Source organism: Oleiphilus sp. HI0123 (assembly GCF_001635315.1).
Map to the genome: position 1 here is coordinate 1 of NZ_LWGE01000428.1, position 650 is coordinate 650.

Annotated in this window: 1 protein-coding gene and 1 pseudogene; one reads left to right on the forward strand and one right to left on the reverse strand. The window is 44.8% G+C overall.

Annotated elements, in window-relative coordinates:
* Positions 1-504, forward strand: a 504-nt coding sequence (locus A3761_RS04075) for a topoisomerase DNA-binding C4 zinc finger domain-containing protein (protein WP_197472807.1), incomplete at its 5' end; no start/stop codon positions are given.
* Positions 505-555: 51 nt separating this feature from the next.
* Here the strand turns inward: A3761_RS04075 and A3761_RS28425 are convergent.
* A pseudogene (locus tag A3761_RS28425) lies at positions 556-650 on the reverse strand (oxidoreductase); the annotation flags it as partial.

Sequence of the window (650 nt, forward strand, 5' to 3'; positions counted from 1 at the left end):
AAGTGTTCATCAGAAATGCAGCTTCGCACCGGCCGCTTTGGTAAGTACTTTGGTTGTACCAATGAAGAGTGTAAAAATACTCGTAAGTTATTGCGAAATGGTGAAGCCGCGCCACCGAAGATGGACCCAGTGCCGATGCCTGAATTAACTTGTGAGAAGGTTGAAGATACTTACATCTTACGAGATGGGGCTGCGGGATTATTCCTCGCGGCAAGTAAGTTCCCGAAGAATCGTGAAACTCGTGCTCCCTTAGTGAGTGAACTGCTGCCTCATAAAGATGAAATTGATACTAAGTATGAATTTCTTTTCTCAGCGCCGGTGAAAGATAATAAGGGCAATCCGTCGATTGTCCGTTTTAGCCGCAAGACGAAAGAGCAGTATGTGATGTCTGAAGAAAAAGTCGAAGAGAAGGTTAAAGCTACTGGCTGGTCGGCTCATTACCAGGATGGAAAGTGGGTTGAGACATTGCCTAAAGCTAAAAAGGCAAAAGCTAAAAAGAAGTAGCGAGTTGTCAGACATAAAAAAAGCCGCGCTAAGCGGCTTTTTTTATGTCCATCATTTACGTAACCTTTCAAGTAAGCTGGAGGTATCCCACCTTGCACCACCCATATCCTGTACATCTGCGTAAAACTGGTCAATCAGCGCCGTTA